11 protein-coding genes, 1 tRNA gene and 2 pseudogenes are annotated in these 25,130 nt (G+C 69.7%); 7 read left to right on the forward strand and 7 right to left on the reverse strand.

The window, feature by feature from the left end; all coding sequences use genetic code 11:
- Nucleotides 1-166 precede the first annotated feature (166 nt).
- A tRNA-Arg gene (locus tag Y590_RS05975) sits at nucleotides 167-243 on the forward strand.
- A 212-nt stretch (nucleotides 244-455) separates the two neighbouring features.
- Nucleotides 456-1,603 (forward strand): annotated as a pseudogene (locus Y590_RS05985) (IS3 family transposase).
- 30 nt (nucleotides 1,604-1,633) lie between these two features.
- Here Y590_RS05985 and Y590_RS05990 read toward each other — a convergent pair.
- The 4 genes and pseudogenes from Y590_RS05990 to Y590_RS06005 all read right to left on the reverse strand — a co-directional run.
- A pseudogene (locus tag Y590_RS05990) lies at nucleotides 1,634-2,119 on the reverse strand (IS110 family transposase); the annotation flags it as partial.
- A gap of 224 nt (nucleotides 2,120-2,343) precedes the next feature.
- Nucleotides 2,344-8,835, reverse strand: coding sequence for an autotransporter outer membrane beta-barrel domain-containing protein (locus Y590_RS05995; protein ID WP_060769039.1), 6,492 nt, complete (start codon nucleotides 8,833-8,835; stop codon nucleotides 2,344-2,346).
- 205 nt (nucleotides 8,836-9,040) lie between these two features.
- Nucleotides 9,041-12,208, reverse strand: a complete 3,168-nt coding sequence (locus Y590_RS06000; protein WP_060769040.1) for an efflux RND transporter permease subunit — start codon at nucleotides 12,206-12,208, stop codon at nucleotides 9,041-9,043.
- A gap of 8 nt (nucleotides 12,209-12,216) precedes the next feature.
- On the reverse strand, nucleotides 12,217-13,473 hold the full coding sequence (locus Y590_RS06005) for an efflux RND transporter periplasmic adaptor subunit (protein ID WP_083530781.1): 1,257 nt from the start codon (nucleotides 13,471-13,473) through the stop codon (nucleotides 12,217-12,219).
- A gap of 413 nt (nucleotides 13,474-13,886) precedes the next feature.
- Between Y590_RS06005 and Y590_RS06010 the strand changes: the two genes are divergently transcribed.
- From Y590_RS06010 to Y590_RS06020, 3 genes are all read left to right on the forward strand, one after another.
- On the forward strand, nucleotides 13,887-14,963 hold the full coding sequence (locus Y590_RS06010; RefSeq protein WP_060769041.1) for a sensor histidine kinase: 1,077 nt from the start codon (nucleotides 13,887-13,889) through the stop codon (nucleotides 14,961-14,963).
- The gene (locus Y590_RS06015) at nucleotides 14,951-15,703 is read left to right on the forward strand and encodes a LytR/AlgR family response regulator transcription factor (RefSeq protein WP_060769042.1); all 753 of its coding nucleotides are present in this window, start codon (nucleotides 14,951-14,953) and stop codon (nucleotides 15,701-15,703) included. The genes Y590_RS06010 and Y590_RS06015 overlap by 13 nt, the downstream gene beginning before the upstream one ends.
- An 82-nt stretch (nucleotides 15,704-15,785) precedes the next feature.
- The gene (locus tag Y590_RS06020) at nucleotides 15,786-16,628 is read left to right on the forward strand and encodes a hypothetical protein (RefSeq protein ID WP_060769043.1); all 843 of its coding nucleotides are present in this window, start codon (nucleotides 15,786-15,788) and stop codon (nucleotides 16,626-16,628) included.
- Between the two features lie 121 nt (nucleotides 16,629-16,749).
- Here Y590_RS06020 and Y590_RS06025 read toward each other — a convergent pair whose 3' ends face one another.
- Nucleotides 16,750-17,628: a LysR family transcriptional regulator gene (locus tag Y590_RS06025; protein ID WP_060769044.1), complete on the reverse strand. Its 879-nt coding sequence runs from the start codon at nucleotides 17,626-17,628 to the stop codon at nucleotides 16,750-16,752.
- 90 nt (nucleotides 17,629-17,718) lie between these two features.
- Here Y590_RS06025 and Y590_RS06030 point away from each other — a divergent pair, with 90 nt between their 5' ends.
- Nucleotides 17,719-18,369 (forward strand): cysteine hydrolase family protein, encoded by a 651-nt coding sequence (locus tag Y590_RS06030; protein WP_060769045.1) that lies wholly within the window; start codon nucleotides 17,719-17,721, stop codon nucleotides 18,367-18,369.
- 139 nt (nucleotides 18,370-18,508) lie between these two features.
- Here Y590_RS06030 and Y590_RS06035 read toward each other — a convergent pair whose 3' ends face one another.
- Entirely contained in the window at nucleotides 18,509-19,576 is a 1,068-nt protein-coding gene (locus Y590_RS06035; protein WP_286161863.1) for an MFS transporter, read from the reverse strand.
- The gene (locus tag Y590_RS06040; RefSeq protein WP_201026774.1) at nucleotides 19,554-23,444 is read right to left on the reverse strand and encodes a glycosyltransferase; all 3,891 of its coding nucleotides are present in this window, start codon (nucleotides 23,442-23,444) and stop codon (nucleotides 19,554-19,556) included. Before Y590_RS06040 ends, Y590_RS06035 begins: the two co-directional genes overlap by 23 nt.
- Nucleotides 23,445-24,101: 657 nt before the next feature.
- Between Y590_RS06040 and Y590_RS06045 the strand changes: the two genes are divergently transcribed.
- Nucleotides 24,102-24,995 (forward strand): class I SAM-dependent methyltransferase, encoded by an 894-nt coding sequence (locus Y590_RS06045; protein ID WP_060769047.1) that lies wholly within the window; start codon nucleotides 24,102-24,104, stop codon nucleotides 24,993-24,995.
- Nucleotides 24,996-25,130: the final 135 nt, after the last annotated feature.

The following is a 25,130-nucleotide window of genomic DNA, read 5'->3' on the forward strand; positions in this document are numbered from 1 at the left end:
TGCCCGATCCTCGGCTGTCGGCCGTTGACCAAGGATGACAGATGCTACGCTCGCACACGAGCTGGGGACTTGACCGTCAGATCCTTCTCAAAGTGGGTTAAAGCACAAGCTCGGGAGAGGCTTGACCCGGCCTTGGTCCCGTGCCTTTTGGCCCTCCTGGCACCCAGACTCCGTAGCTCAGCTGGATAGAGCAGCCGCCTTCTAAGCGGCAGGTCGTAGGTTCGAGCCCTACCGGGGTCGCCACATCAACGCATTGCAGGAGCTAGCTTTCCCCCGCCCCTGTTTGATCCCGGGGTTTGATGGTGCGATCGTCACGCCTGTGTGGAGGGGCGCGCTATGGGCCAGGTTCTTCACGGCAGCGCCACGATGACTGAGGCGATCCGTCGAGCGATCTGGCCTGCTGCCGGTTTCACGGACACCCGGTTTAGGTGTGCTGGTGAAGCCGGAGGTGCTCCATGCAGCGTCGCAAGTTCGGACGTGCGTTCAAGATCGAGGCGGTTCGACTGGTTCGGGAACGTGGTGTCAGTGTCGCGCAGGCCGCGCGCGATCGCGATGTTCACGAGACGATGCTGCACCGGTGGGTGAAGCAGGCGGCGGCCGATCCCCAACACGCTTTTCCCGGTCAGGGTCAGATGAAGCCCGAGCAGATCGAGATCGATCGCCTGCGCAAGGAGGTCGCCCGTCTGAAGGCGGAGCGTGATATCCTAAAAAAGGCCGCCGCATACTTTGCGAGGGACGCGATATGAAGTTCGCGTTCATCGCAAAGCATCGCGCTGTCTGGCCGGTTGCCTGGATGTGCGCGGCGCTGGGTGTCTCGCGTTCCGGCTTCCACGCTTGGCTCACCCGGCATCCCAGCCAACGCACACGGGACGACGAAGCCATCCTGAGCAAGGCCCACGCGAGCTTCGTGGCCAGCGACCGCACCTACGGCGCGAGGCGCGTCTGGCGCGACGTGCTCGCCGAGGGCATCGCGTGCGGGCTGCACCGCATCGAGCGGATCATGCGCGAGAATGCCTTGCGAGCGCGACCGCGCCGACGAGGGCTGCCGAAGGACGAGGGAGAGCGGGCCGCCGCCTCGCCCAATCTTCTGGAGCGGCGGTTCGCGGCCGACACCCCGAACCGGAAGTGGATCGCCGACTTCACGTAGATCTGGACCGCCGAGGGCTGGCTCTACGTCGCCGCCGTCATCGACCTGTTCTCGCGCCGCGTCGTGGGCTGGTCGATGCAGACCAGCATGACGGCGCAACTCGTCACGGATGCGCTCGTCATGGCGATTTGGCGCAGAGGCAAGCCGGATACTCTGTTGCATCACTCGGATCAGGGATCGCAATACACGAGTGAAGCCTTCCAGCGCCTGATGGCCGAGCACGGCGTGGCCTGCTCGATGAGCCGGTCGGGCAACGTCTGGGACAACGCGGCGATGGAGAGCTTCTTCTCGTCGCTGAAGACCGAGCGCACCGCCCGGCGGACCTACCGGACGCGGGATGAAGCTCGGGCCGACGTGTTCGATGACATCGAGCGCTTCTACAACCCGGCACGGCGGCACTCGACCTTGGGCTACCTCAGCCCTGTCGAGTTCGAAAACCGAGCCCAATTAGATTAGGACGGTGTCCACCAAACCGGCAGCAGGCCAGACCTTGAGGCCGAAGTTGCGCAGCTGGCCGCGCAGGTCGCTCTCGATGTCGTAGGCCTTGCGCTGCAGGAGCTTACGCGAGGTCAGGAGGAGGCGGCGCTGCTGGCTGGCCGGCGTCTTGACGTGGACCGGCTTGAACAACCCGACCCGCATCATCTGCGCGATGCCCAGGGCGTCGTTGCGGTCGGTCTTGTTGATGCGCGCCGAGAGGGCGGCGTGCAGAGGGCGGCGTGCATGTGACGGGTCTCGACGCAGATCGCCGGCAGTCCGACCTCGACCAGGCCGGCGTAGAGCCACGGCGAGAGCGGTCCCGCCTCCAGGCCGACCCCGCGCGTAGGCATGGCCGAGATCGATCAGATGCCGGCCGATCACCTCGGGGTGGCTCTCGACGGTGGCGCGGTGCACGACCTTGCCGTGGGGATCGACGATGCAGATCGCTGTCTCCTTCACGGAGACAGCGAGGCCGACGTGGTGCTGCTGGTCCATGGCAGGGCTCCGAGGTTGGTTCGGAGCACCATCATGCCGCTTCCACCGCGCGAGGCACTCCGAATACCCCATCTGAGCCCCGCGCGCCGACGAGTGTGTGTCGAGCACATCGTTCAGACGATGAAGGTGTCCGAGCGTCGCGCGTGCCGTGCGCTCGGCCAGACAGGCGCACCGTGGCGCTGGATGGCCCACGACCTGCCGCTTTGGGCAGGGGGGAGTGCCGACTACATGCGATAGGAAAAGGTCAGGAATCCGCCGTGGCTGATGGCCCGATCCGATAAACTGCCGTCGTACTGCATGCGCAGATCCAGGTTGTCACCGGCGAACACTTGCAGGCCGGCACCGACCCGCGCCGCGGCACGCGCCTGCGGGACGACGGTGGTGAAACCGTCCACCGTGGTCGGCGCGCCGATGAGACGCGTCGTCGTCCGCCACTGGGTGTCCGTGCGAACATCGACGCCAGCCGAGACGAAGCTGCGCAGGACGGTGTTCTCGGTGAGGCCCTTCCGCAGGCCGAACTCGATCGCCGGCGTGACCACCGCGGTAACCTGCTCGGACGCCTCGTGGCGCAGGCCGAACGCGCCGAGGCCCGCCTCCGTGTACGGCCCAAGACGTGAGTGGATCACATCAAGGTTGACGAAGGGGCGGATGTACAGGTCTTCGAGCGCCACCGTGTAGGCGGCCCGTATCCGGCCGCCCAGGGTGGTGGGCGCCGTCGAGCCAACGCCCGTGCCGCCGAAGCCCGGCAGGCTGTTGGTGCGCCGCAGATCGATGTTGCCGATGGAGCCGAAGACTGCGCCGGTCAGCAGCCAAGGCCCCTCCTGCCGCTTGACGGTCAGCACGGCGTGACCGACGTCGGCGATGCCGTGCACACCGTCGCTGGCGCTCATTCGTCCGTTCTCGTAGGCAAGGGCGCCCCCGAGGAACCAGCCCGGCGCCACCTCGCCCTGGCCGCCGGCCTGCAGGATCGTGTTGTCGGCGTGGAGCCGGCCACGGTCCCCGTCGCCGTTGGCGACGGCCGTGTGCCCCCCGAGTCTGGCATAGGTGCAGGTCCCCTCGGTCAGGAACGCCGTGCTGGCCGCGAAGATTGGGCAGGACATCGCGGCGTTCACGGCGAAGGCGGCGTTCTGCGCCCGCCACGCACCGACGGACAGGCTCGACCGGGGGCCGAGTTGGCCGAGATGCTGCCCGTATTCGCCGGGTGAGGCCGCGGCCCGGTCGAGGGCGGCGAAGAGCGTGCCGAACTGAGGTGTTCCGGCGGTGAACACGCGATCGAGATAGCCCGCCGCCGCCTGTCGTCCCGGTGTCAGCGCAAAGCGGGCGTCCGCAAGGCGTGAGCCCGTCGCGACGAGGTTGAGATGCTGGCCCGCCTGCGTGCTGGAGGGAACGACGGCGAAATCGAACAGCGCCGTGGAGGCGGCGGACAGGCTTCCCGTCGTCCGGCCCTGCACCGTGAGCACCGGAACCGGGCTGTTGGCGACCACGCTTGCGAGGCTGGCCTCGACACTGCCCGCCAGCGTCGCGTCACCGGTCACGACGAATTGCCCCGCAGTCCGCGCGGCGAAGTCGGCCCGCGTCGTCAGCCGCCCCGAGGGCGTCTGGACGAAGCTGCCGGTGATCACGGCCTGGCCCGTATCGGCGGTGGAGGGCTTGAGCGTGCCGTCGTTCGTCAGCGTGTACGCGTTCGAGCCGAGCCGGGTCGAGCCGGCGATCGTGCCGTCATTGGTGACGTTCACGCCCGATCCGCCGGTATAGTTGATCGCGAGGTTCGACAGGGCCGAGACGCTGGAGCCCTGGCCGACCGTGATGCGGTTGCTCGCGTTCCCGCTCTCGATCCAGATGCCCGCGCCCTGGCCGCTGCCGCCCGTCACCTGGGCCGGCGCAACATAGCCGAGATTGACCGTCACCGTGTTCGCGCTGACGTTCTGGCCGTTCACGCTCTGCGCGAACACGCCCACCGCGTTCTCGCCGGTCGCCGAGATGGTGCCCTGCAGGACGAGGGACGCGAGGCCGGCCAGACCGTCGCTGCCGCTCGGGTTGCCCATGGAGGCGGCGTAGAACTGCGAGCCGATCGTGCCGAGACCGCCGCCGCGCCCCACGCTCTGCGCGATGATGCCGAAGGCGCCGGGGCCGGTGGTGGTGATGTCGGCCAGCGACGTGACGAAGACGCTGCCGCCGTCGCCGCGGCTCGTGCCGAACGTCTTGGGATCGACGAGCGAAGGCGTGATACCGGCCTGATAGCCGGCCGCGATGCCACCGCCGCCGCCCACCGATTGCGCGACGAGGCCGTGCGCCCCCAGCCCGGTCGTAGCGATGGTGGCGTTGGAGGGCAGGTTGACCGTGATGCTGCCGCCGTCACCGCTCGACCCCTGGCCGCCGAGCCCGCTCAAGCTCGGCGGCACGCCCGAGCCGGTCGCGAGGCCGCCGCCGCCGCCCACCGATTGCGCGATCAGGCCGTAGGCGCCCATGCCGGCGGTGCGGATGTTCAGGATCGGGTTGTTGACCAGCACATTGCCGCCGTTGCCGGAGCTTCCCGAGGCGCCGCCGAGTCGCAGGTCGATCGTGCGCGCGGTGCGCCCGGCGGTGGACGCGCCGCCGGCCAGCCCGGTCGAACCGGCCCCGGTCAGCCCGCCGCCGGCACCGATCGACTGCAGCACGATGCCGTGCCCGGATTCTCCGTAGGTCGTGACCGTGATCGGGTTGCCGCTCGACGAGGGGGGCAGCGTGACCGATCCGCCGCCCCCGCTCGCCCCGCGGGCGCCGATGGTCAGCGCCGCGTTGCCGGAGAGGCCGCCGCCGGAGGACGCTGCGCTGCCGGACGGTCCGGTGCCGTCCACGGCGGTGCCGCCGCCGCCGCCGATCGACTGGGCCAGGATGCCGATCGACTGAAGGCCGCTGCCGAGGCTGCCCTGGCCGGCCAGGCCCGTGGTCACCGCCGCGCCGCCGATGAGCTTGATCGTGACGTCTCCGCCCGATCCCGAGGCGCCGCCGGCACCGCCCAGCGTCAGGGCGGTGTTCACCGTCAGCGCGCCGTCGGCGTAGGTCAGGCCGCTCGGCCCGTCGGCGACGAAGGCCGTGCCGCCCCGGCCGCCGCCGCCGCCGATCGACTGCGCCACGAGTCCCGGTGCGTAGTCGCCCGAGGTCGTGATCCGGCCGCTGTGCTGCAGGACCACGGAGCCGCCGTTGCCGGCCGAGCCGCCCGTCCCGCCGACGGTGAGGTTGAGCTTGGCGTCGAGGGCGATATCCGAGTCCGACGACGCCTCGGCGGCCATCGTGCGGCTCCCGCCGCCGGGCGCAGGAGACCGGCTCAGGGGGCCTGCCGGGGCGCCATCGCCGGCGTCGGTGCCGGCCGAGCCGCCGATGCCGCCACCGCCGCCGACCGACTGCGCGAGCACGCCGGGCGCGTCGTTGCCGACCGTGGTGACCGAGCCGTCGCTGGTCACGGAGACCGCCCCGCCGGATCCGCCCGTGCCGCCGGTACGGCCGAGGCTGATCGTGCTGGCGACGGTCCCCTCCACCGAACTCCCCTCGGGAAGGTCGATCGGGCCGATTCCCAGCGTGCCGCCGGTGGCATTGCCGCCGCCGCCGCCGATCGATTGGGCGAGGGCACCGATCGCCCCGGAGCCGGACGTTCGGATCGTGGCGCCGGAGCCGATGTCGAGCCCGGCCTGGCCGCCGTCATTGCCCGAGCCACCCGAGGCACCGAGGCTCATGGTCAGGTCGAAGGTGGTCGCGTTGCCGATGGCGTTGAAGCGCGACGCTCCGAGACCGGCATTGCCGCCGCCGCCACCGACCGACTGCGCGACGAGACCGAACGCGTAGTCGCCGGTGGTGAGGATGGAGACCGGACCGCTGCCACCTGCGTTCACGTTCGCCGTGTTGCCCGAGCCACCGTTCGCGGCCGAGCCGCCCATGGCCAGCGCCAGCTTGACGCTCGTCGAGCCGGCGTCCTGGGGGCCGTACTGCGAGACCGACCCGATCGTGCCGGCCATGGCCGAGGAATCGCCGCCCTGGCCGCCGCCGCCGCCGATCGATTGCGCCACCGCGCCGTGGGAGCCGGTGCCGGCGGTGCGGACCGTCGCGCCGCCGCTCGTCCCGGCGGCACCGTTCCCGAGATTGACCACCGCGACGCCGCCATTGCCGCCGCCGCCGCCCGTCCCGCCATTGGCGTAGGCCGCCGCGATCGCCAGCGTCGGCGAGTCCGGCAGCGACGGGCGGCTGATCGCGACGGCGAGCGCGTTGGCGCCGCCGCCGGCACCGCCGCCGCCGCCGATCGACTGCGCGAGCACGCCGATCGCATCGACCGGGGGCGCCACACCGGAACCGCTCCCGGTCGTGACCGTGGCGCTCCCGAGGCTGACGGTGACCGCGCCGCCGCTGCCGCCGTTGCCGCCGGAACCGCCGATCGCCGCCGCGAAGCTGAAGCCGCCGGTCGCCGTGACGGCGGACGCGTTGCCGCCCGAGCCGCCACCGCCGCCGATCGACTGGGCCAGGATGCCGTCCGCCCCCGAGCCGGCGGCGGTGATGGTCGCGCCCTGCGCCGTGGCCGAGACCGTGCCGCCGTTGCCGCCGCCGCCGCCGCTACCGCCCAGGGTGTAGGTGGCGACGACGCCGGCGGCGGGGGCGTTCCCGCCGTTGCCGCCGCCGCCGCCGATCGACTGCGCGATCGCGCCGTGGCTGAGCCCGCCGGCGGTCGAGATCGAGCCGCCAAGCGTCGTGGTGACCGCGCCGCCGTTTCCGCCGGCCCCTCCCGAACCGCCCTTCGAGGAGAAGACCGCACTCCCGTCGCCACCGTCGCCGCCGCCGCCGCCGATCGACTGCGCGAGCAGGCCCGCCGCGGCGCTCCCGCTCGTCACGAGGCGGCCGGTATGCCCGACGCTGATCGCGCCGCCCGTCGCACCCGCGATGCCCGCCCCGCCCGCGGCGCTGAAGATATCCCCGGAGGTGCCGCCGCCGGCGCCGCCGCCGCCGCCGATCGACTGCGCCAAGAGGCCCTGCGCGAAACTCCCCGCGGTCGTGATCGTCCCCGCGTTGTTCACGGTCATGAGGGCGATGGATCCGGGCGACCCGCCCGCGCCCGGGCTGCCGACGAGCGCGTTGGCGTTGGCGCCCGGTCCGCCGTCGCCGGAGACGCTCTGGACCAGGATGCCGCGGGCATTGGCGCCGGTCGTGGTGATCGCGCCCGCGTTGGTGAGGCTGATGCCGGAGGCCCCTCCGCCGTTGCCGCCGGCGCCCGCCGTCGAGAGCGGCCCGTTCGCATTCCGGGCCTCGCCGCCCTGGCCCCCGGCCGACTGAACGACGACGCCGTGCGCGCTGTCGCCCGTCGTGCTGACGACGGTGGGGGCGGCGAGCACGGCCTGCACGCTGCCGCCGTCGCCGCCGTTGCCGCCGTTGCCGCTGGTGATGTCGGAGTTGCTGCCGGCGGTGCCGCCGATACCGCCCACACCCCCGAGGGACCGCAGCGCCAGCCCCGGCGAACCGTTGCCCGTCGTCCGGATGGTGAGGGCGCCGTTCAGGGTGACGTCGATGGCGCCACCGGCGCCACCGGCACCGCCCGAACCGGAACTGCCGCCTCCCCCGGATTGGGCGCTGCCGCCGTTGCCGCCGTCGCCGCCCTGCGAGACCAGCAGCATCCCCGGGGACGAAGCCCCCGACGTCGTCAGCGACTGGGTGCCGGCGCTGCGCACGCTGATCGTGCCAGGGCTCGCGCCCCCGCCGCCGCTCCCGGCGAGGGAGTTGAACTGCAGGCCACCGCCGGTGTCGGCCCCGGTGCCGCCGACGCCGCCCTGGGCCAGCAGCGACACGGCGGCGGCGTTGACCCCCGTGGTCGCGATCGTATTGCCGCGGCTTCCCTGCGCGAGCGAGAGCGAGATGCCGTCCGCCGCCCCGCCCGGACCGCCCGGGCTGTTCTGCTGGCGGTCCTCCAGGCCGCCATTGCCACCGGGGCCGCCGGTCTGGATCGCGACGAGACCGGCGAGGTTGGGGCCGCTCGTCGTCAGGCTGCTGTCGGTGAGGGTGATCGCCTGCGCCTGCGCCGTCCCGCCCCCTCCGCCGCGTCCGTCGTTGTTGCCCTCGCCACCCGTGCCGCCGACCTGCTGGATGCGGATGGCGGCGCCCGTGCTGGTGCTGGTGGTCTGGACGGACAGGCTCGCGCCGCTGATCGAGGCCGACACCGCGCCGGCGGCACCGCCGCTGGCGCCGTTGATGCCCTCCTTCTCGGAGGCGTCGCCCTTGCCGCCCAGGGACTGGATCCAGACGCCGTAGGCACCGTAGGTGAAGCTCGCGATCTGGCTGTTGAAGCTGACCGCGCCGCCGAGGCTCACGGTGATCGGACCGGCCTGACCACCGGTATCGGGGGTTTCACCTTTCGATTTGTCCGTCCCCAGCGCGTAGAGGTTGAGGATGCGAAAGTCGGTCGGACCCGTGTCGGAAGAGGGAGCGGTGATCGACACCGAGCCCTGGTTCGTGAAGGTGAAGCCGCAGCTATCGGGGTCGCCGCCCGCGGAACCGACATTGATCGCGTCGTGCGTCGAGGGTGTCGTCGCGTAGGACACGCTGCCCGCGTTCAGGACGCTGTACGCATCGGGCTGGGAATAGAATGACGGCAGCGCCCCCGGCGGCACCGCTCTCGAAGTCGTCGTATTGGAATTGCAGCTCAGCGCATGGGCCGGGTAGACGAAGGCGAGGGAGAGCGTCAGGCCGCAGGCAATGCGCATCGTCGTCTTTCAATGCTCGGCGGTGAAACCGAATCGAAGTCAGTACTGCCAAGCTTTTGTCCGGCCGGCCCTGACACAGGCCAGAGCTTTGCGACGAACCGGGCGGAAACCGCGACGAACGGGGCAGGCCGCACGGCCGGTCGGCTTGTTGTGGTGTCAGGACGAGCCGTCCTCAGCGCGCCGACGGCTTTACGGCGCGGCGCGGTCAGTGCCGCTCCCCGCTCGTCCCGGCCACGATCCGCGGGATCCGGCCCCGCAGGCGCCATTCCTCGAAGCGCTGCAGCACGACGTAGAACGAGGGCACGAACAGCACCGCGAGACAGGTCGAGGCGGTCATGCCGGACAGCACGGCGATGCCGATCGACTTGCGCGCCGCCGACCCCGCGCCCGTCGCGGTCACCAGCGGCACCACGCCGAGGATGAAGGCGAACGAGGTCATCAGGATCGGGCGGAAGCGCATCCGCGCGGCTTCGAGCGCCGCGTCCGCGATTCCCATGCCTTCCATCCGCCGCTCGCGGGCATATTCGACGATCAGGATCGCGTTCTTGCTGGAGAGCGCGATGAGCAGGATCAGACCGATCTGCGTGTAGAGGTTGTTGGCGATGTGCAGGCCGAGAAGCGCCCCGACCGTGCCGAGCAGCGCGAGCGGCACGGCGAGCAGCACGGCGAGCGGCAGGATCCAGCTCTCGTACTGCCCGGCCAGGACGAAGTAGACCAGCAGGATCGCGAGGCCGAACACGACGTAGAGCTGCGCGCCGACCGCCTTCTCCTGGTAGGACATCGCCGTCCAGTCGGAGCCGGTGCCCGGCGGCAGAACCCGCCCCGCGACCTGCTCCATCAGGTCGAGGGCCTGGCCCGAGCTGAAGCCGGGGCTGGCGGCGCCGACGATCGTGGCGGCCGGATAGAGGTTGTAGAGGCTGATCAGCGACGGGCCGACCACGGACTTCACCGCGACCAGGGTGCCCAGGGGAATCATCGTGCCGTTGCCGGCCCGGACCTTGAGGGCGCTCACGTCCTCCGGCACCAAGCGGGCGTCGGCCGCCGCCTGCACGTAGACCTGGAAAGTGCGGCCGAACTTGTTGAACTGCGTCACGTAGGTCGAGCCGACATAGCCCGACAGCGTCGAGAACACCTGCCCCACCGTGACCCCGAGCGCCTCCGCCTTCACGCGGTCGACCGTGACCGCGAGTTGGGGGACGCCCGCTCGGAAGGAGGTGTTCAGCCGCTGCAGGCCGGACTGGGTGCCGGCATCCGCGACGACGGTGCGCGCGAGACGCTCCAGAAGTGTGTAGTCGAAGTTCCCGTCGCGCAGCTCGACCTGCATGGTGAAGCCGCTGGCATTGCCGATGCCCTGGATCGGCGGAGGGACCAGAACGATGGTGGTCGCGCCCTGGATCTCGGCCAAGCCCGCGTTGAGCCGGTCGTAGAGGCTGCGCAAGTCCTGGCCCTTCGCCTTGGTGCGCTCCTCCCAATCCTTCAGCACGACGTAGGCCACCCCGGCGTTGGTCAGGGTCGCGTTGTTGTCGAGCACCGAGACCCCGCTGATGGCGAGCACGTGCTCGACGCCGGGCGTCTCCTTGGCGAGCGCGATGACGCGCGCCATCACGGCGTCCGTGCGCTCCTTCGAGGCGCCGTCCGGCAATTGCGCGCCGATCAGGACGTAGCCCTGGTCCTCCGTCGGCAGGAAGGCCGTGGGCAGACGCGTGAGGCCCCAGGCGGCCATCCCGATCAGCACGAGGGCCACCGCGACCGTCGCGGCCGAGGCCCGGACCATGCGCCGGATCAGCGCGACGTAGACCCGCTCGGCCGCGGCATAGGCTCGGTTGAAGGCACGATAGACGATGTTGCGCCGCTCGGGCGGCGTCGGATGCCTGAGCCAGAGCGCGCACTGCGTCGGCTTGAGCGTGGCGGCGTTGATGGCACTGATCAGGGCGGTCGCCGCGATGACGAGGGCGAACTGCCGGAAGAGCTGTCCCGTCAGGCCCGGCAGGAAGGCGGCGGGCACGAAGACCGACATCAGCACGAGGGTGATGCCGATGATCGGGCCGAACAATTCCTCCATCGCCTTCTCGGAGGCCTCGCGCGGCGACAGACCCTGCTCGATGTGGTGGGTCACGCCCTCGACGATCACGATGGCGTCGTCGACCACGATGCCGATCGCCAGCACGATGGCGAACAGGGTGGAGAGATTGACCGTGAAGCCCAGGGCCGCCATCGCCGCGAACGTGCCGATGAGCGTGACCGGTACGGTCGTCGCCGGCACGAGTGTCGCCCGCCAATCCTGAAGGAAGATCAGGATGACGAGGAGCACGAGCACCGCAGCCTCGAACAGCGTCGTGTAGACTTCGTCGATCGAGGCCTGGACGAATTTGGTCGTATCGAAGGGAATCGCGTGCACGAGCCCCGGCGGGAAGGAGCGGGCGAGTTCGTCCATCCGCTTGCGCACCGCGCTCGCGACCATGATCGCGTTCGCCTCCGGCAACTGGTAGATGCCGATGCCCGCGGCCGGCTGTCCGTCGAGCGTGAACGACTGGCTGTAGGTCTGCGCGCCGAGTTCGACACGCCCGACATCCGACAGGCGCGTGATCCGTCCGCCGTCCTGTGCGTCGGCCTTCAGGACGATGCGTTCGAAGTCGGGCACGTCGTTGAGCCGCCCGCTCACGTTGAGCGTGTATTGGAAATCCTGCCCCTTCGGGGCCGGAGGCGTGCCGATCGCGCCCGCGGCGACTTCCTGGCTCTGCTGGCGCACGATGTCGATCACGTCCGAGGGCGTCAGGCCGCGCGCCTGCAGCAGGTCGGGATCGAGCCAGATGCGCATCGCGTACTGGCCCGCGCCGAGGACGCTGACGCTGCCCACGCCCGGCAGGCGGGCGAGTTCGTTCTGGACGCGGATGACGCCGTAATTCGACAGGAACAGACTGTCGTAGCGATTGTCCGGCGAGGACAGCGTCACGAATTGCAGGATCGCCGTCGATTTCTTCTGCGTCGTGACGCCCTGCACCTGTACCGCCTGGGGCAGCGAGGGCATCGCGATGGCGACGCGGTTCTGCACGAGAACCTGCGCCTGGTCGGCATCCGTGCCGATCGCGAAGGTGACGGTGAGCGTGTAGGTTCCGTCGCTGGTGCTCGTCGATTGCATGTAGAGCATGCCCTCGACGCCGTTGACCTGCTGCTCGACCGGCAGGGCCACCGTATCGACGACGGTCCGCGCGCTGGCGCCGGGATAGCGCGTGGTCACCTGCACGGTCGGCGGAACCACGTTGGGATATTGCGCGACGGGCAGGCCGTAGAGGGCCACGGCGCCGATCAGCAGCATGAGGAGCCCCAGCACGTTGGCGAGGACGGGCCGCTCGATGAAGAAGCGCGAGATCATGGTCGGCCTCAGCGCTGCGAGGCGGCTTGGACGGGCGGCGTCGCTTGGACGGGCGGCGTCGCTTCGGCGGAGCGCGCCTGCGTTCGGACCGGCGCCACCTTGATGCCGGGGATCGCGCGCTGGAGACCCTCCGTCACCACCCAGTCGCCGGCCTGCAATCCGGCCTCCACCACGCGCTCGCGGCCCTCGCCCGGCCCGAGCGTGACGGGCCGCTGCGCGACCGTGTCGTCCGCGCCGACAACGAGCACGTAGGGCCCCTGCTGCCCCGTTCCGATCGCGTCGTCGCGCACGAGCAGCGCCTTCTGAGCCTGCCCGACCGGGATCTGCACCCGCACGAACAGGCCCGGCACGAGACGGTGGTCGGGATTGGCGAGGCGGCCCCGCGCCAGGAGCGTCCCGGTCGCGGGATCGACCTGCGGCGCCACGTAATCGAGATGGCCGGTATGCGGGTAGCCTGCTTCGGTCTGAAGGCCGATCGCCACCGGGATGCGCGCGAGATCGCCCAGGGTGCGCCCCGCCGCGGCCAGCGCTTGCTTGACCTGCAGCACCTGCTGCTCGCTGACGTTGAAGGAGACGTAGAGCGGGTCGATCTGCACGATCGAGGCGAGCTTGGTCGGCCCGCCGACGCCCACCAGGGCGCCGACATCCACGAGGTGATTGGTGACGATGCCGTCGAAGGGCGCCAGGACCTGCGTGTAGCCCAGATTGATCTGCGCGAGTTTGAGATTGGCTTGAGCCTGCGTGACGCCGGCGATCGCCTGATCGAGCCGGGACTTGGAATCCTCGACCCGCGCCTGCGACGCGTACTCGGACCGCCCGAGCGTGGCCTGCCGCTGGTAATCGGACTGGCTGTTGGTCTTCGCCGCCTCCTGGGCGGCCAGGGCACCTTGAGCCTGCTGAAGCTGGGCGTCGTACGTGTCGCGCTGGATCGAGAACAGCGGCGTGCCCCGGCCGACGGTCGCGCCGTCGGTATACGCGATGCCGGTCAGGTAGCCCTGGATGCGCGCTTCGAGATCGACGGAGGCGAACGCCTTAGTGTTGCCGGTCAGTTCGAAGTAGCGCGTCACCGCCCGTTCGACGGGCTGGGCCACCTGCACGACCGGCGGCGGCGGCGGCACGTACTGGTTCCCCTCCTGGCAACCGGCGACCAGAATCGTGAGGCCGCTGGCGATGAGGCCGGCGAACAGGCCGATCCCGCCGGTCCCGACGTCGGCGGGCCCGGCGGCGCGATCGCGCCGAGCGGCGCAGAACACCCGGCGCCTCATCAAGACACCGAAGGGAGAGGATCGTTCGGGGCCTCGTCCCGAACGATGGTCACCAGCTTTCGGAAACAGAGGATGCGAAAACAACAGTCCAGCGCATCGGCCCGGGTCTGTTTTCCCGGATGACATGCCCGAACGCCTCGCGAGAATCCCGGTCACCGACGGCTCTCCGTCTGACACGACGGCGCGGCGGGCGTTTCGAGAGAGACACGGGGCATGCGGCACGGTCGAATCGCTCCACGGGTACAAGCTGAGCTGGTCGCTCATCCGCAGGAGCGCGGGCCAGTCCTTTGCGACGAAACAGGCAGATTCCACGACGAACCAGGTATTGCGAAAACGGCCTGTTGCAGTCTTCGGTCAGCATGGTTTGATCCGGGGCGCGGCGGCGCCATGGCATCGACCGGTTCGGGGGATGGATGACGGACGAACGCTGGGCAGCGCGGTTACCGGACTTTTGGCAGGCCGACCTCGTCGGCTTCGCCTTGCTCGTCATCGTGAGCATTTTCGTACGCGTGCCGCTCTACGGCGATGCGGGCGCCGCCCTCACGATCACGCTTCTGGTCGATCCCGTGTGCCTGCTGGCCGCACTCTTGATGCGCCACCGACTGACGCGACCGAACGAACCGGTGCGGGGCGGCCTGCCGAGAGGGCTCGTCGTCGCCATCCGCGTGGTTCTGCGCTGTGTCGGGGCCGCCATTCTTCTCGCCGTCTGGGTCCGGCTCATCTGCCTGTGGGGCAATTGGAGCGTGCCGCACTGGCTGGTCTGGCAGTCCTGGGCCACGCCGATCGGCTTCTATGCGATCGTGCTCCTCATCTGGACCCTCACCTACCTGTGGTGGCACGAGCGCGACGCGGCCCGGACGGCACGCCAACGCGCCGCGCAGGCCGAGACCGAGGCGCTGCGGCTCGAACTCACCCACCTGCGCCAGCAACTCGATCCGCACTTCCTGTTCAACGCCCTCAACGGCATCGCCGCCGAGATCCCGGTTCATCCCGCCGCCGCGACCGCGATGGTGTGCGAACTGGCCGACTACCTGCGCTACTCCCTCGAACAGCGCGACCGGACGGTGATGCCCCTGCGCCGGGAGATCGAGGCGGTCGATTCCTACTTGGCAATCCAGAAGGCGCGATTCGGGCCCGGCCTGCGCTACGTCGTCGAGATCGACGAAGCGGCGCAGGGCATGCTCACGCCGAGTTTCCTGCTCCAACCGCTCGTCGAGAACGCCATCAAGCACGGGGCCACCGAGGGGAAGCAGACGCGCTACGTTCACATCGCAGCCCGTTCCGGACCCGATGGCCTTGCACTCAGCATCTCCAATCCCGGCCGGCTCGATCCCCGCTGGCGCACGAAGGGCAATCCCGGCGTCGGGCTGGCCGTCCTGCGGCGGCGGCTGGAACTGCTTTACCCGCTGAACCACCGGTTCGATCTCCGGCAGGTCGGCGGCGACGTCGTGGCCGAGCTGAGCTTGGCCGGGTCGCCATGCTGCGTCTGATCCTGGTCGATGACGAGCCGCTGTCCCGCCAGCGCCTGCGCTATCTCCTCGACGGGCGGGCGGATGTCACCCTCGTCGGAGAGGCTGGCTCCGTGTCGGACGCCGTCCGCCTGATCGCGCAGGAGCGGCCGGACGGCGTGTTCCTCGATGTCGAGATGGGGGATGGGACCGGCTTCGACGTCCTGGGCCGCCTCGTCCACCCGCCCTGCATCGTCTTCGTCACGGCGTATTCGCATCACGCTGTCGATGCCTTCGGCGTGCAGGCCGTCGATTATCTCCTGAAGCCCGTGCGCCAGAGCCGGCTGGAGGAAGCGTTGCGGCGTCTGGAGGCCGCCCTCCGGCGAGCCGAACCGCGGATTCCGGACAAGGCTCCGGCCATGTTCCACATGCGGCTGCCCGGACGCGCCCTGTCGGTTCCTCATGACGCGGTCGTCCTCCTGAGTGCCGAGCGCGACTACACGCGGATCGTTCTCGAAGGTCGTCCGCCGCTGCTGATTCGCCAGACGCTCGGACGGAGCGCGGCGGAACTCCCCGACCAGACCTTTCACCGGCTTGGGCGGTCCCTCATCGTCAACCTCGACCGTCTCTGCGAGGTCGATCAGAAATCTCGCGACACGACCTGGATCAGGCTCGCGGGATGGGATCAGGGCGTGCTCCTCGGTCGCGCCGCATCCGACGACCTGCGTCGAATCCTTTCCTCATCGAACAAACGACCCGCCGCCGATCGACCCTGTCCGTAGAACGGAGCGGCCGAGCGGCGCCACGAGACCCTCATCGCGGACGAACACCGGCACCTTCGGATGGCTGCTTGCCGCGCGCCTCGTGCAGGGCTTCGCAACCGGCGCGGCGATCAGTGCCCTCGCGGCCGGCCTGATCGATGCCGACCCGGAGCGGGCGCCGCTCGTCAACAGCCTCACACCCCTGGCCGGGCTGGCAGCGGGCGGCCTCGGCAGCGGGGGCGCCCGCCGAGGCCGCACCCGCGCCGCTTCACCTGTCCTACGGGCTCCTGCTCCTCGTCTTCGGGGCGCAGGCCGCGACCCTCGCCCGTGTGGCCGAGACGGCGCCCTGCGGCCGGGAGCCCTGGCCTCCCTCGTCCCGCGGATCCGCGTTCCAGCGGGCGCGCGCCGGGCCTTCCTCTCGGTCCTGCCGATCGACATCGCGGTCTGGGCGCGGGGCGGCTTCACCCTGTCGCTGGTTCCGAGCCTCGTGCGCGAGGCCACCGGCTCGGCGTTCGCCCTCGCCGGCCCCGCGGTGGTCGCAGCGCTCAACGGCGCCGGGGCGCTCGCAATCCTCCTCGCCCGCCGGCATCGCCCGGACCGGGTGGTCGCCATCGCCGCGCTCCTCCTCGCCACCGGCACCGCCATGACGCTGGCGGGCGTCGTCGCCGGATCGGTGACGATCATGCGGGCCGGAACGGCGCTCGCCGGCTCCGGCTCCGGCTTCCTCGGGGTATTGCGGACGACGCTGGGCGACGTCGCGCCGACGGAGCGGGCCGGGCTGATGGCCGCCCTTCTGACCGTCAGCTCTCTCGCCTTCGGCCTCCCGGCGATGGCAGCGGGCGTCGCCGCCCGCGCCTACGGCCTCGTACCGACCGCGCTGGGCTACGGGGCCGGCACGATGCTGCTGGCCTTGGCGAGCCTGCCGCTGGCACGAAGGCAGCGTTGATCAGCAGCGATCCGATTTCGACGCTGCCGGCCCGCAGCCCGGGAAATGCTGGATCGTGGAGACGCGATTCCCTTCAATCCGAGGGAGCATTCTCGATTGCGGCCCCTCGAAGCGCAGAAATTCATTCGACGCGAAATCGCTCATCGTGTTCGAACGCAGCGGTGAGACGTTCGGCGACCAGCCTGACGGCCGGTGCGCGGCGCGTATCCTGGTGCTGCGCGAGCCAGATCTCGCGCCGGGGCAGCGGGGCCTCCCACGGCACGCGCCGCAGCCGATCGTCCGTGGGTCCGACCATGAATTCCGGTAGCAGCGCGATCCCCATCCCGGCGAGGGCCGCCGTGAGTTGACCGGCGACATCGTCGATCCGGACGGCGAGACCGTCGCGGCCAGCCTGCTCGATCAGCCAGCGCTGCTGCGGCAGAGCGTCGAAGCGCTGCGAATAGCCGATGAACCGGCGGCCGGCCGTGCGGAGATCGTAGGTCCCGGCTGCGAAGAGGGCGAAGCGCATGATCCCGAGGCGCCTGCGGGTGTGCGATGCCTCTTCCGGCCGCGTCAGGCGGATCGCCAGATCGGCCTCGAGGCGGTCGAGGGAGACGAGCGGAACGGCACTGGCGATGCTCAGCACGATGCCCGGATGCTCCGCTCCGAGGGAGGCCAGCGCCGGCACGACGACCGCGCTGGCGAGGCCTGGGGTCACGGCCACGACGACTTCGCCCGAGAGCGCCTGCCGAGCTCCCTTCGCCCGCCGGATCAGGGCTACGGCGTCGTCGGCCATGCGGGCGGCCAGACCGCCGAGTTCCCGCCCCTCAGCGGTCAGGACCGCGCCGGTCGCCATGCGATCGACGAGGCGCAGGCCCAGCACCGTCTCGAGCCGCGTCAGGCGGCGGCTCACCGTGGCATGGCTCACACCGAGCCGACGCGCCGAGGCCAGCATCGAGTCCTCCATCGCCACCACATGCAGGATGCGGAGGTCGTCCCAGTCGAGATCGCGTGCGGCCATGGATGCTCGTTTCTGCGCAGGACTTGACCGTCGTTGCGCATTTCTGCGCACCCGTCCAGCCGCTACCACGGTGTGCGCAAGGAGAACCCCATGCCCAAGTTCCTGATCGCCGCCGCCTTTCTCGCCGCATCCACCGGCAGCGCGATCCCACGAACCCTGCTCGAGATCGCGGCCGCTGCGCCCCCGTCGTTCAACCGGGACCGTGCTGCGCTCGTCATCATCGACGCACAGCGAGAGTATCGCTCGGGCGTGCTGCCGCTGACCGGTTTCGATCCGGCGCTCGCCCGGATCGCGAGCCTGCGGGACTGGGCCCATTCCCATGGCGTGCCGGTGATCCATGTCCGGCATGTGGCTGGTCCCGGCTCGGTCGCCTTCGCAGAGGGGTCGGCCGGCGCGGAAATCGTTCCCGAACTGACCCCTGCACCGGGCGAGATTGTCGTCACGAAGCGGTTGCCCAATAGCTTCGCGGGAACCGATCTGGAGGCCGTCCTGGCCCGCGACGGGCGCAGCCTGCTCGTTCTCACCGGCTTCATGACCCACATGTGCGTGGAGGCGACCGCGCGGGCAGCCCTGGATCGGAGCTACACGAGTTTCGTCGTTGCCGACGCGACGGCGACACGCGACCTGACGGCCCCCGACGGCGCCCTTCTCCCGGCCGACGCGGTCAAGCGCCATGCCCTGGCCGCCATCGCCGATCGCTTCGGATGGATCGTCTCCAGCCGCTGGATCGGCGCCCGGTAAGCCGGTCCGATCTCCGGCCATCGCCGATCCAGGAATCCCGATAACGAGAGCGTCGGGCTAGAGCATCGTCCCGAAAGGTGGTTGCCGGCTTTCGGAAAAAAGATGATGCGAAAACAAGAGCCTCAAGCATCGTCCTGGATCAGGGATCCAGGACGATGCTTGAGCGCCGCCGCATAGCCAGGACACCGAGGCCGCTCGCGGCCGCTCTGGCCCCGACGAAGGCCGTAGCGCTGACATCCCAGGCCGCGATGACCCCGCCTCCGAGCAGCGAGCCTAGGGCGATGCCGGCGTTGAACCCGGCGATGTTGAGGCCCGCTGCCGCGGCGAGCGCCCGGGACGCATGACGCCCGGCAAGGCCGATCACCCGCGCCTGCAGGGCCGGCACCGCCGCGTAGGTGAGCGCGCCGAGAAGCGCGACGAGGTTCGCCATCGGGATGACGAAGGAGGCCAGAGCTCCGATCATGGCCAGCACGAGGACCAGACCGGCGAGGATGAGCGCCACCGTCCGGTCGGGCCCGAACCGGTCGGTCAGCCGCCCGCCGAGGCCGTTGCCGATCGCGGCCGCGACGCCGTAGGCGAGCATCAGCGCGCCGACATGGGCGGGTGCGAGCCCCGTCACGTCGATCAGGAGCGGCGCGATGTAGGAGAACAGGCAGAACGAGCCGGTGTAAGCCAGCACCGTGACGAGGGCTGCCCCAAGCAGCCGACGGTCGAGCAGGGCCCGCAGGCCGATCCAGGCGTCACGGGGCGCTCCGCCATCGGGGGCCGGCGGCATCAGCACGGCGAGGCCGAGGAGACCGGCGACCCCGCACGCCGCCACCGCCCAGAAGATCGCCTGCCACGTCCAGATCCCGCCCAGGAACGTGCCGAGCGGCACGCCGAAGGCGAGCGCCAGGGTTAGGCCGCCGAACACCGTCGCCACCGCCGCGCCGGCCCGCTCGGGCGGGACGAGCCGCGTCGCTGCGCTCGATGCGACGGCGAGGAAGACGCCGTGCCCGAGCCCCGATCCGAAGCGGGCCGCGAGCAGCGTCGGCAGGCTCGTGGACAGCGCGACGGCGACATTGCCGCGGGTGAACACCGCCATCGCCGCGAGCAGCAGGCGCTTGCGCGGCCACGAACCGGCGAGCGCCGTGAGGACCGGCGCGCCGATCGTAAGGACCGACCGGGTCGGAGCCTCGCCGGCTTCACAACATCCGTGAGCGGCCATCCCCGGCGTGGGAAGCGGATGCCGCATCACCCGACGGCGCGAGCAGCCTGTCGTAGAGGGCGATCAGATCCTCACCTTGATCCGCCGCCGTCCGGGGCGGGTACGCGGGTTGCGGTGGGCTCGCACGGAACCGCTCGGGATCGGCATCGATCCGCTGGAACACGGCGCGCAGCCCGTCCGGAGATGTGACATCGACCCGGAAGCCGTTGACGCCTTCCTCGATATCCTCCCCGATCGCACCGAGATGGCTTGCCACCACCCACAACCCCGCTGCCCGCGCCTCCCGCGTCACCAGCCCGAAACTCTCGGGCCAGAGCGAAGGAGCGAGCAGCACATCCATTTCGGCATAGAGTTCGCCGATCTGCTCCTGCGGCACCTTGCCGACGATCCGGACGGCGGTGGCGCCCCAGGTCTCCTCGCCGACGTAGTCGGTCGCCAGGGCGTGATCGACGAGGGTCAGGCTGAGGTTCTCGAACCGGCCCGCCCGCAGGATTGCCTCGATCAGGATCGCGCCCTTATGCGCCGTGCGGCCACCGATATGGCCGAGGCGCACGCGGCCGGTCGGGCTCTCCCGCCGTGCGCTCGGCGTCAAAGACGAGACGCCGTTCGGGATCGCGATCGTCTGGGGGAAGCCGGCCTTGCGATAGATGTCGGCAAAGGATTCCGACACCGCGGCGATGGCCGCCGCCGAGTTGAGCACCCGCGCCAGTCCGCGGCGGCGGGCGATGGAGCCGGTCGGGGTGACGGAGCGGCTCGTCGCGTCGGCGAGGAGGTCGGGCGACGGCATCTGCACCAGCCCGTCTTCGTCGATGAGGAACTGGAAGTCGGAGATCCACCACGCGTCGTGAACGGTGACGACGTAGGGAATGCCTCTGGCGCGCACCGCCTCGACCACGCTGGCGGTCAATTGCTGCACGCAGTGGACATGAACGAGATCGGGCTCGAAGCGGTCGAGCAATGCCTCGAATTCCAAGCGGACGCTCGGGTTGAAGGGGCGCCAGTCCATGTTCCGCTCGCGCGGCGTCGCGATGCGGAAGACGGGGATGCCGCGGTAGGCATCGATGCGGGTCCGATAGGGAGGCTCGACCTCCATATCGGACGCCGTCACCGCGAGTTCGAACCGGTCGGCTGCATGATCAAGGATGTGGTCGATGTTGTCCCGGACGACCCGGGTGGCGCCCCCGACGGTCTGAGGCGGGAAGTAGACGTTGACCACCAGGATGCGCGGCCGACCCGCGCGGCGCTTCCGCATGTCGGATCCCGCTGCGGTCGCCGACGGACGCGCATCCCCGGCAGCAAGATCGGCCCATGCCTCGGCGGAGGTCGCACGGGCATCCGACGTCGTATCGGCCGACCGCCGGAGCTTCGGAGGCGGGGCAGCGAGGATTCCCCCGAGAACCTCGACGGCGGCGTCCAGCCCGTAGGACGCCAACGCCTTGTCCCGCGCCCGATCCCCGATCCTTCGGCGCAACACGGGATCGTCGATCAGCGTGGCGAGCGCCTTCGTCCAATCCTGAACTGTTTCGGCCAGAAGGGCATCCTGCCGATCGTCCAGAATCTCCCGGTAGGTGCGCGTCGCGCTGACGATCGAGGGGATGCCGCACATGGCGGCCTCGAGCCACTTGATCTCGCTCTTGGCGTCCGCGAACGGGCCGGGTGCGAGAACCGCGAGGTTGATATCCGCCCCCGAGAGCGCCTCCCAATAGGCTGAAACGTCGTCGGTGAAACCGAGCTGGCGCACACGATGAGCGAACCGCCGGAAGCCCGGGCCAAGGCGCAGATAGCCGGCAATCACGAGCCGGACATGCGGATGCCGCTCCATGATGGCGAGAAGCGCCGGCGCGGCGAAGTCGTTGAAATCCTTGTTATGCGCCCGCGTGCCCGATCCGTAGAAGACCGTCAGCGCCGCGGCCGAAACGGGTGCGTGGGGGCGCCTCAGGAAGGGAAGGTTTCGCGTATCGAGGCCGTTGCGCAGGACATGACAGACCCCTGAGCGGACGAGCGGGCGCATCCGCTCGGCCAGAGCCGGCGTGGAGGCCAGGCCAATGTCGCAGGCCTGCATGGCGTAGCGGAACAGCGGCACGCCGTATTGCAGATCGACGTATTGCTTCGGCGTGATCTGTCCCTCGAAGCTCTCCAGGGGATCCGGGAACAGCGCCGCATCGAAGACGATGTCGTCGATCTCATAAATCGTCGGCAGGCCGAGGGCGCGCGCGTAGAGGATCGCGTGCAGGACGCCGGGAAAGGCCGCCACGCGGTAGAAGATGACCGCCGATGCCCTGTCGATCGCCGGGCGGCAATCGGCGGCCTCGTCTTGCCGGAAGACCTCGACCGTCCAGCCGCCATGCTCGAGCTGCTGGATCTTCTGCACGACGCGGTAATGATCGCATTGCGGAAGGTCGCGGTTGGCGACGATGACGATATGTCCGTTCGCCGGAACGGCAAGCGGTGCCGGCAGCGGATCAACCGCCGCAATCAGGCTTCCGATCTGGTCGAGGCAGGCGGTGAGACGATCGTCCGCTTCCTTCCGCCGGCCGGCGGCGTAGTGGGTCCGCGCCTCCTCGCTTGCGCGGGCGAAGGATGCCACGATGGCGCGGTGTGCGGCCGCGCGCCAATGCGGATTGGCATGCCAATCCGCGGCCGAGCGCCGGACGCGGTCGAGCGCCTCCGGTAGGTTGCCCGGCCGCGCGAGCAGGCCGTCGATGGCGTGGATATGGCTCCACACGACGGCGCCCGGCACGTCCGCCGCATTCACGAAGGCGCGCGCCGCATCGTTGGTGCGGTTGAGCCTGAGAAGCGTGTCGCCGCGCCGATGATGGAGGCGGCCGGAGACGAGACCGGCCTTGAGCGCCCGGTCGAACGCCTCCTTGGCCGCGGCAGCGTTGCCACGGAGGAGATGGTACTCACCGATTCTTTCGAGCAGTTGGGCCGAGCAGGCCTGTCGCACGGCCTCCAGCTCCCAGAGCTGAAAGCCCGTATCGATGAAGTGCCGCAGGGCATTCAGCCGCCCGGGCGGCGGCGGAGCGATACCCTCGGTCAACAGAGAGCGGTAAGCCGCCTCGTCGAAGCTCTCGGGAAAGCGTTCCTCCCCGAGCAGCCGGACCAGCGCCGCGGCCTCGCTCGCAGGCTCGCCCTTCTGGATGCCCTTGCCGAGCCAGTGACGGTACAGATCTGCATCGCTGGTGCCGGCCGACGAATCTGGATTGTTCGAGCGGTAGAAATTGGGATCGAAGCGCAGGCGCAGCGAAATCGGGGCGAGCCGCTCCACTCCTTCCGTCAGGAAGGCGACCAGCCCTTCCATGCGGGAGGCGGGTGGGTGTGTCAGCCACCCCTCATTCAGCAACGCGAACTCGTGGAGCACGAAGAGGTCGAGCCACGCTCCCGGCAGGACCCGCGCGGCGACCAGAAGATGGACGAAGCTTTCGGCGGAGCGGCGCCCGTTCAGGGCCGCGCCGGAAGCGAGCATGCGTTCGTATTCCTGCTCGAAGGCCGACAGATCGGCCCCGTGAGCACGCCCCTCGAAGCGTCCGAAACGCAGATAATGCTCTCTGAGCTGCCACGGCTCGGTCAGGCCAGCCAGGTCGTCGTAGAGCGCACGGTAATGCTCGGGGATGAAATCGATCGGCAGCGCTCCCTCGTCGGCTTCGAGAGCGGCGACCAGAGCGGCCGCATTGGGGAAGCGGCCTTCGGCCCGACCATGCTTGAGGTAGTGCTGTTTGAGAACCTTGCTCTCGTCCCCGAGGATCGCGAGGTCGGGATAGTACCGGCGGTAGAAGGTGGGATCGAAGCCGCCTCCCTTCCCTACCTCGGATATCCGTGGGTCGAACTGCCGGGAGATCGCCCTGGCTCCGACCTGCTTCGAGAGCATTTGCAAGCTACGCTTGAACAATGTCAGCAACCTCGTGCACAGCCCAGTCGGAACGTCTCGGGGTGATCGTGGACGGATCCTCCGTCTCGGGCACAGCCTCTACATCGGTGGGCCGGCATCGGTTCGATCGTGCAAGACGGAATGGCGGTTCGGCCGCGCCGCCGCTCTCTGGCGGGGCGAAGGCACGGAGTCAGGGGCAAAAACCCGACGATCAGGTCGATTGCGGGGTCATTCTGGAATCCAGGCGCGGCTGCAGGTCCGCCTGCCGGGGAGAGGTTCGGCGCTTCGCCCACACCGCTCTGTATGACGTCCACGTCGGATTGCCGGGCCCCGCATGCTGCCTCCCGCACTGCACCAAACGCAGCAGTAGCCGGAGGGTCGAGCATGAGCAATCCTCATCCCCATCACAGGCCCGCCACCCGGTACCGACGGATACGGCAGGGACCGGCCCACCCTTCTCCCACGGATGAGGCGCGCTATCGAAACTCGCAAGACCTCTACGCCCCTCGGAGCGGCCTGTATCGCTCTCCGCCTGACAGTGTGAAGCGAGGCTGGGCTTCCAAGCCTGTGGCCTCCACTATCAGATGATTGCAACTGCGCTGGCGTGGCGGGTAACGTCAAAACCTGCGATCAACTGAAAGGTGAGGCTTCCGCGACATGCATTCCGGTTTCCTGTCGCTGGACGCGTTCCTGAACCGTCGGTCCACGGACCGGCGCCTCGCCCGCCTCACGCACGACGTTCCGCTGCCGGAGGCACGGGGCATCGAGTTCGGGCCGGCGAACAACCCGACGGCGCTGCCCGAGGGCATCCGTGTTGCGTATGTCGACCATGCCACGGACGCCGAGGTCGGGCCGCCGGATGCTGTAACGATCGACTATGCCTGGGCGGGCGCTGGCTCACTGGCGGCAGTGATCGGGCAAGAGGGGCTCGACTTCGCCATCGCTGCGCAGGTGGCGCAATACGTGCCGAACCTGCTCGGGTGGTTCCGCGGCATTCACGCCGTTCTGCGGCCAGGCGGGGTATTCAACCTTTCGCTGCCCGATCGGCGCTTCATGTTCGATGTAGGCCGCACCAACAGCACCATCGCCGAACTGGTCGAGGCGGATCTGCTGGACTACACCCGGCCGAGCCTTCGCCAAGTCTTCGCCCACACCTACGAGGCACTGGCCATCGGACCCGGCGAGATCTGGGCGGGAGAGGACCCGGCCCAGGCAGCGCGGCTGTGCGGCGACGCCGCGCTGGCTTTGGCCTACAAGCAGGCTGGCGACACCTTCACGTCAGGCCGCTATCAGTCGTGTCATTGCTGGGTGTTCACGCCCCTCACCTTCCTCGACGCCGTCGAGGCGGCCGCGCGACTCGGTCTGTTCCCCTTTGTGCTGAATCAGATCGCCGCGGCGGAGCCGGGCGGGTTCGAATTCTACGTCTCGATGCGGCGCGACGCCGAGTCCGATCCGCAGGCGCTTCGCAGCATGCAGGAGGGCGCCATCGCCCATCTGCGCGGAGTCCTGAAACGGCAGCAACGCACGGCAAGATTGCTCGCAACCATCTGAGCCTCTTGTCGCTGACCGCATCGTACCGGGGGCGGTCATCAGGGGGGCGATCCAGAGCGCAATCATCGGAGCCCAATCGCCTGGCGACCGCGGGCTGAAACGCTTTCCGGCGATCAATTGGGCTCATGGCCCGGC

The organism is Methylobacterium sp. AMS5 (genome assembly GCF_001542815.1).
GTDB lineage: Bacteria > Pseudomonadota > Alphaproteobacteria > Rhizobiales > Beijerinckiaceae > Methylobacterium.

Bases quoted from the DNA above. Each gene is read 5' to 3' on its own strand.
- Y590_RS06015 (WP_060769042.1), top strand. From the start codon at position 14,951: ATGCTGCGTCTGATCCTGGTCGATGACGAGCCGCTGTCCCGCCAGCGC.
- Y590_RS06000 (WP_060769040.1), bottom strand. From the start codon at position 12,208: ATGATCTCGCGCTTCTTCATCGAGCGGCCCGTCCTCGCCAACGTGCTG.
- Y590_RS06005 (WP_083530781.1), bottom strand. From the start codon at position 13,473: ATGAGGCGCCGGGTGTTCTGCGCCGCTCGGCGCGATCGCGCCGCCGGG.
- Y590_RS06040 (WP_201026774.1), bottom strand. From the start codon at position 23,444: ATGCTCTCGAAGCAGGTCGGAGCCAGGGCGATCTCCCGGCAGTTCGAC.
- Y590_RS06045 (WP_060769047.1), top strand. From the start codon at position 24,102: ATGCATTCCGGTTTCCTGTCGCTGGACGCGTTCCTGAACCGTCGGTCC.
- Y590_RS05995 (WP_060769039.1), bottom strand. From the start codon at position 8,835: ATGCGCATTGCCTGCGGCCTGACGCTCTCCCTCGCCTTCGTCTACCCG.
- Y590_RS06025 (WP_060769044.1), bottom strand. From the start codon at position 17,628: ATGGCCGCACGCGATCTCGACTGGGACGACCTCCGCATCCTGCATGTG.
- Y590_RS06035 (WP_286161863.1), bottom strand. From the start codon at position 19,576: ATGGCCGCTCACGGATGTTGTGAAGCCGGCGAGGCTCCGACCCGGTCG.
- Y590_RS06030 (WP_060769045.1), top strand. From the start codon at position 17,719: ATGCCCAAGTTCCTGATCGCCGCCGCCTTTCTCGCCGCATCCACCGGC.
- Y590_RS06010 (WP_060769041.1), top strand. From the start codon at position 13,887: ATGACGGACGAACGCTGGGCAGCGCGGTTACCGGACTTTTGGCAGGCC.